At 62.5% G+C, this 6,767-nt stretch carries 5 protein-coding genes and 1 pseudogene; 3 read left to right on the forward strand and 3 right to left on the reverse strand.

Going from position 1 to position 6,767, the window contains the following annotated elements; genetic code table 11:
- Nucleotides 1-133 precede the first annotated feature (133 nt).
- Together GSQ79_RS04785 and GSQ79_RS04790 are read left to right on the forward strand one after the other, a co-directional pair.
- On the forward strand, nt 134-856 hold the full coding sequence (locus GSQ79_RS04785; RefSeq protein ID WP_158807594.1) for a cysteine hydrolase family protein: 723 nt from the start codon (nt 134-136) through the stop codon (nt 854-856).
- Nucleotides 857-866: 10 nt separating this feature from the next.
- On the forward strand, nt 867-2,459 hold the full coding sequence (locus GSQ79_RS04790) for a regulator (RefSeq protein WP_158807595.1): 1,593 nt from the start codon (nt 867-869) through the stop codon (nt 2,457-2,459).
- Between the two features lie 131 nt (nt 2,460-2,590).
- Here the strand turns inward: GSQ79_RS04790 and GSQ79_RS04795 are convergent, their stop codons facing one another.
- The 3 genes from GSQ79_RS04795 to GSQ79_RS04805 all read right to left on the reverse strand — a co-directional run bounded on the left by GSQ79_RS04795 (nt 2,591) and on the right by GSQ79_RS04805 (nt 6,279).
- On the reverse strand, nt 2,591-4,765 hold the full coding sequence (locus tag GSQ79_RS04795) for a DUF1217 domain-containing protein (RefSeq protein WP_158807596.1): 2,175 nt from the start codon (nt 4,763-4,765) through the stop codon (nt 2,591-2,593).
- A gap of 194 nt (nt 4,766-4,959) precedes the next feature.
- The gene (locus GSQ79_RS04800) at nt 4,960-5,421 is read right to left on the reverse strand and encodes a cupin domain-containing protein (protein ID WP_158807597.1); all 462 of its coding nucleotides are present in this window, start codon (nt 5,419-5,421) and stop codon (nt 4,960-4,962) included.
- A 204-nt stretch (nt 5,422-5,625) separates the two neighbouring features.
- On the reverse strand, nt 5,626-6,279 hold the full coding sequence (locus tag GSQ79_RS04805; RefSeq protein WP_158807598.1) for a glutathione S-transferase family protein: 654 nt from the start codon (nt 6,277-6,279) through the stop codon (nt 5,626-5,628).
- A gap of 99 nt (nt 6,280-6,378) precedes the next feature.
- Here GSQ79_RS04805 and GSQ79_RS29305 point away from each other — a divergent pair.
- Nucleotides 6,379-6,767: pseudogene (locus tag GSQ79_RS29305) on the forward strand (polyhydroxyalkanoate depolymerase); the annotation flags it as partial.

A 6,767-nucleotide genomic window follows, 5' to 3' on the forward strand; every position in this document is an offset into this window, starting at 1 on the left:
CTGTCCCCGCAACCAACACTCACAAAAGCCCGCCCCAGAAAACGGGGCGGGCTTTTTGCGTCTCAAGTCAAGACAAGCATGGTTAAGCTTGGCCTGGAAGTTGCTTCGGCTCATGGTTACGAGGTTGTTGTCCATGAGCCCTGACGTTCTTCCCATTGCGGCCGAGCCTTACGAATTTCCGCTGGCGCTGGATCGCTGCGCGCTTCTCATCATCGACATGCAGCGCGATTTCCTCGAACCGGGCGGCTTCGGCGCTATGCTCGGCAACGATGTCAGCCTGCTGCGTCGGACTATCGAGCCTAACCGCCAACTTCTTGCGGCTTGGCGTGCCTCCGGCCTCCCTGTCCTCCATACGCGCGAGGGGCATCGCTCCGATCTCGCCGATCTGCCGCCCTCGAAGAAGGAGCGTGGCCATGGTGCGGTCTCGATCGGTGACAGCGGTCCGATGGGGCGCATTCTCGTCCGCGGTGAACCAGGCCACGACATCATCGGGGAACTGGCGCCGGCACCGGGCGAGCCGGTGATCGACAAGCCGGGCAAAGGCGCTTTCTTCGCCACGGATCTACAGGCCATCCTGCAGAGCCGCGGGATTCGCCAGCTCGTCGTGACCGGCGTGACGACCGAAGTCTGCGTCCATACCACTGTCCGCGAGGCCAACGATCGCGGCTACGAGTGCCTGGTGCTGGAGGACTGCGCCGGCTCCTACTTCCCCGAATTCCATGCGATGGCGCTCAAGATGATCACCGCCCAGGGCGGGATCTTTGGCTGGGTGGCGCCGTCCGCGAATGTCATCGCGGCGCTCGACGCGCACAGGGACGCAGGGTTCGTCAAAACGAAGGTGACGATGGCATCATAAGGAGAGCATGATGACGGTGAATGCGACGGCGGGCGCGAGACAGCCCGCGCTTTGGGTCCCGGGCGACTGGAACGCCTTCTTTGGGTTTGGCACCAACATTCTCGTCAATCTTCTCGTCCTGACCGGATTGCTGCGGTTCGTGCTGAAGATGCCGGACGACATCGTATTCGGCCGGATCCTGCCGGCGACCGGTCTGATGCTCTGTCTCAGCACCTTGTACTATGCCTACCTCGCTTATCGCCTGGCGAAACAGACCGGCCGAACCGATGTCTGCGCGCTGCCGTCCGGCATCAGTGTCCCCCACATGTTCGTGGTGGTCTTCGTAATCATGCTGCCGATTCTCGGCAAGACCGGCGATCCGGTCAAGGCCTGGGAGGCCGGGCTCACCTGGGTGTTCGTGCAAAGCTTCGTGCTGATGGCTGGCGGGTTTGTGGCGCCGATCATCCGGCGTATCACGCCACGCGCCGCGCTGCTCGGTTCGCTCGCCGGCATCGCGATCACGTTCATCTCAATGAGCCCTGCGCTGCAGATGATGCTGACGCCGGTCATCGGACTGATCTGCTTTGCGATTATTCTCGCCAACTGGTTCGGCGGCATCCGCTATTTTCGCGGCATGCCCGGCGGTCTCGTCGCGATTGCCGTCGGCACGCTGATCGCCTGGATCTCGAACGGCTTCGGCCTGAACTACGGCGGCTTGACGCTGGCCGGTCTCTCCGGCTCCGTCGCCCGCTTCGGCTTCTCGATACCGCTACCCGCGATCGGCCACGTGTTTTCCGGTTTCGAATTTCTTGGCGTGATTCTGGTGACGGCCATCCCGTTCGGGATCTACGACCTCGTCGAGGCGCTGGACAATGTGGAGAGCGCCGCGGCGGCCGGTGACTCGTTTCCGACGACGCGGGTGCTGACCGCCGACGGCATCATCAGCCTGATCGGCTGCTGCATGGGTAATCCGTTCATCAACGCGGTCTACATCGGCCATCCCGGCTGGAAGGCGATGGGCGGGCGGATCGGCTATTCCGCGGCCACCGGCGTGTTCGTGCTGGTGCTGTCGTGGTTCGGCATCATCGCCTTCATGACCGCGCTGATCCCTGTCGTCGCGATCCTGCCGATCCTGCTTTACATCGGCATGCTCATCGGCTCGCAGGCCTTCCAGGAGACGCCGCATAATCATGCGCCCGCGATCATTCTGGCCGTGATTCCGCAGATCGCGGCCTGGGGAAAGACGATGATCGACGGCGCTCTTGGCGCGGCCGGAACCAGTGTTGCGGCGATCGGGAGTGCCAAGCTCGCAGGCAACGGTATTCTCTATGACGGGCTCGTCGTCCTTGGCGGGGGCGCGGTGCTCGGCGGCATCATTCTCGGATCGATCGCGGTCTTCGTCATCGAACGCGCGTTCGAAAGAGCCGCTGCTTTCGCCTTAGCCGGCGGCATCCTCACTTTCTTCGGCCTGATCCATGCCGAGGCCATCGGGTTCGCGCGCTCGCCGACGCTCGCCTTCAGTTATTGCGCCGTCGCGATAATGCTGTTCGCCTGCGCGCGTTATGCGAGTTTTTCCACGCATTCTGCATCTGCACCAATAGGACACGCGTCAGAGGCGGTCTAGCATTCGACCCGGTCGCCGCCTCTGCGGTCGGCCGATCGCGGCGCTGCCCGGCAGATGCCCGGTTGCGTCGCACTAAGACTAGCTGCGGTGGCCTGTCGATCATCGAAGCCGTTTAAGATTCACGCCGCCGTTCAGCCAAACAGCGTCGTTACGTCGGACGTCGTCGAGCCGGTCGAGGTGGCACCGAACAGCGACGTAACATCCAACGTGTTGGTGCTCCCGAACAGCGACGTCGTCGAATAGGTCGTGGTCGACGCCGGCGGATTGAGATCATAGAGGATCGAGAAACGCTGGATCAGACTTTTGAGCTTGGTCGGGTCTTTGAAATCGGAAAAATCGAACTGGTTGGTGATCGCGTTCGCCTGCACGTCGATGTCGGCGCCGGACGCGGTGGAGGGCAGCCCCATCATGGTCTGGAAAATGGTCGTCAGCTTCGAGTCCGCGAGAATGCTGTAGGCATCGGTGATCTTGGATGCGTTGGTCTGAAAATACAGGGCGAGCCCGATGCCGGGGTTCTGCGCAGAGGCGTCCGTTTCCATCTGCTGTTCGATGTAGGCGTTGTTGACTGCGTTCAACTGGGCCTTGGACTGCGCCCCTTGCGTCTCGGGCACGATCATACCGGTCGTTGAAAAGTCGAACGCCGCGGCAAGCGTGCTAAAATTCGAGCCCATCGTGTTCGCGACGCTGCTGGCGCTGGTGACGTCGCTCGTCAGCACTTGTTGCAACACGGTGTTCGTCGTCGTCGCCGGGATGGCGTAGGCCTGCTTGATGTAGGCCACAAGCTTCGGGTCGGCCAGGAGACTGCTGACCGACGTGACATTGGCCATCGCGCTCTTGTAGTAGGCGGTCGCCGTCAACGCCGCGGTCTGCGAGGCGGCGTCGGTCGGGGCAGCCGCGAGATACGCCGACGTCGTCGCTGTGATATTGGCAGCGGACTGCGCGGTGAGCGGGTTCGTGGCATTGCCATTCGCATCGACGTTGAAGCCGAGTTTCAGCTGCAGGAGCGAGGCGTTCGCGGTCGATGTCGCGATCGATGACGTGTTCTCGATAACCGAACTGACCGTCGAGTCCGATGTCGTGGGATCGATGCCGTAAGCGGTGAGGACGTAGGACAGAAGCTTCGGATCGTTTTCGAGGTCGCTGACCGAGGTCGCCTTGCCGATATTGGCGTTGTAGTAGGCAGTCGCGGCCGCGCCGGCTGCGGTGTCCGAGCCTTCCCGTTCGGAGTAGAGTTGCACGGTCGACTGTTGCTGGGCTGCCGACTGGAATTGCGTCACGGTCTTGGCCGCGCCGGTCGTATCGAAATTGAACGCGCTGGCGAGGGCCTTGAACCCGGGATAGGGCGAGGTCGCAGCGAAGCTTGTTCCACTGCTCGGATCGCTGCTCAAGGCCTGCTGGATGTCCGATGCCGTGGCGGTGCTGGGGAGCCCATAGGCCTTGACGACGTAGGCGAGCAGGCGGGGATCGCTCGTCAGCTCGGCTGCCGTGGTGATCGACCCGATCTTCGACGTGAAATAGGTCGTCTCCGTTGCCGCGGCCGTTTGCGCGGCCGCCGTCGACCCAGCCGCGACCATGTATGCGTTCGTCGTGGCGGTGATGTTGGCATCGGTCTCGGCGGGGGTCGTCGTCGTCGCGGCCCCGGTCGAGTCGACATCGAAGGCTTTGTTGAGGGCTCCGTAGCCGGCGTCGGCCTGTTGGTTCAGGTAACTCGTAGGGCTCGAGAGGCTGCTTTCCAGGGTGTTGTCGAACGTCGACGACGTCGTGGAGGCGTCGGCGCCATAGGCCGTCAGCACGTAACCCAGCGCCACCGGATTCGCGTCCAGCTGGCTCAGCGTGGTGATCGACTTCATCGCGTTTTCGTAGTTGGTCGTCGCGGCCGCAGCGACGGTGGAACTGAGCGTGGTGTTGGCGTTGAACAGGCTTTCCGTCGTCGCCTGCTGGGCGGTCGTCTGCAGCTGTGCCGTGGTCGACAGCGTACCGTCCGTGTTGAAGCTGAAGGCCGCGGCAAAAGCAGTGTAGCGGCTGTCGTTGAGCTGTGCGGCGACGCTGGTCTTGCTGTTGGGGTCGCTGGTGAGGACCTGCGTGAGCAGGGCCTTGGCATAGGTCATATTCGATAGGCCGAAGGCTTGCGTGGCATACGACAGCAACTGGTAATTGTTGACCAGATCGCTGACGGTTTTCACCTTGCCGATATTGGCGTTGTAATAGGCCTCGGCCTGCGAAACGGCGGGTTCCGCGGCGGTCCGGGCAAGACTCTGCTGCAGATTGTTGCCGTAGAGTTGGTAGCCGAGAAAGGTCGAAATCATCGGAAGCAGCGCCCTTGGATCAGGGCGACGCTAACGGGATATGGTTACCCGAACGTCAAGGTTTCCTGCCGGCGTTGACGAACTGGGGCACTTGTCAGAAACGTGATGAACGGATGGGTGGAAGGCAACCCGAGAGCGCTGCTTCGATAGCGCCGACGATCCGCGCATTCGATCGTTACCGGGGAAGCATCGGCCTAAACCCAGGGTGTGACCGGCGGGATCACGGCATCCGGCGGCTCGACGTTGACGGAGCCGAAGTCGGCCGGCCCTACGATCTCGAGATATTCCATGTCTTTGGAGTAATCGAAAAGATAGTGCCGGATGCCGGGGCGCTGATGAACGCAGTCACCGGCCTCGACCAGCGTCACCTTATCTTCGTACATGAATTTGGCCCAGCCGCGGGTCATGATGACGATCTGGAAATCAGCAATGTGCTTATGCCAGCCGGTCCCGTTCGTCGGCGCCTCGTTGGCGCGGACGAGGTGGGCGATCACCTTGCCGCCGGTCGCCTTGGCGATGCCGAGGTCGCGATAAGCGAAGAAATTGCGCAAGCCGCCGACCTCGAACTGCGTGTCGCCTTCTTTCACGTGGGAAAAGGTATTGCCGTTTTCGTCGGGAGTTTCGCTGAGAGGCTTGTTGAGGACCGCGGTATCCATTGGCGTCGCTCCATTCGAGAGGAGAACGTTTCGCGCCAAGATCTGCCGCCGTCGGGATGCCCGACCAGCCACCAGAGCTTTGCCGAAACCGCGGTCAGCCAAGCGAAACCCGAGCCAACTTCGCCTCTTGCGAGCTGCGTTTGCCGATCGATTGCCGGTGCTCGCTCTGCCGAAGAAACGTGTGCTCTTGCCTTACCGAGGGGATCAGAACTCCGCTTCGAGTTCTTCGTAGACGTCGGGTTCGGCCTTCGCCGCAACGATCCATTCCCGCAGATGCGGCATCGCCATCATGTGCGCGCAATAGGCCCGGCACGTGTCGTCGAGTTCGACGTGGTAGGTGATGAACCGGGTCACGACCGGCGCGAACATGGCGTCCGCCATCGAACGTTCGCCGAGCAGGTAGGGGCCACCATACTGGTCGAGACAATCGCGCCAGATCGTGGTGATCCGGTCGATGTCGGCCTGCGCCTTGGTCCAGATCCGGAAGCCGGGATAGTCGCCCTTGATGTTCATCGGCAGCGCCGCGCGCATCGAAGCGAAGCCGGAATGCATCTCGCCGGAGATCGACCGGCAGCGTGCGCGCATCGCGCGATCGGCGGGCAGGATCTGCGCCTCCGGTCGGATCTCGTTGAGATATTCGCCGATCGCCAGCGTGTCCCAGATCGCGAGGCCATCGTGGGTCAGGCAGGGCACAAGCATGGACGAGGACAGAAGCAGCAGTTCTGCCCGCATCGACGGGTCGTCCGGGGAGATGATCTTTTCCTGGAAGGGCAGGCCCGATTTCTTGGTCATCAGCCAGCCGCGCAGCGACCACGACGAGTAATTCTTGTTGCTGATGGTGAGAACAGCATCGGCCATGGCAGCCTCCTCCCGCGTCGCAGGTCGGACCCGCGTTCCGCACCCCTGGCTTGCATGTTGCATGCCGTCGTCCAAGAAATGGGCAAGCGGGACGTCTGAATGATGTATGCGGCGTACGAAGCGCAGACGACCGTGTTCGACCTCATGCGCCCTTTCGCCAATGTCATGGCGGCCACGCTGCGAATGCCCTGGCCCGGCGTCACGCCGCGTCATCTCCGCAAGATGGCTGGCCACCTCGAAACCTTCGCCAACCTGCGCGTGACCAGCGTGCGCCCGGCCTTCGCGCTGGAGCCGGTCGCGATCGGCAATCGGCTCGTGCCGATCACCGAGGAGGTGGTGCGCATGACGCCTTTCGCGACGCTGCTTCGCTTCAAGAAGGACATCGAGGACGCGCAACCGAAGGTTTTGGTCGTCGCGCCGATGTCGGGGCACTTCGCGACGCTTCTGCGGGCCACGGTCCAGACCCTGTCGCGCGACCATGACGTCTA

It is taken from the genome of Beijerinckia sp. L45, from assembly GCF_009765775.1.
In the GTDB taxonomy this organism is placed as follows: domain Bacteria; phylum Pseudomonadota; class Alphaproteobacteria; order Rhizobiales; family Beijerinckiaceae; genus RH-AL1.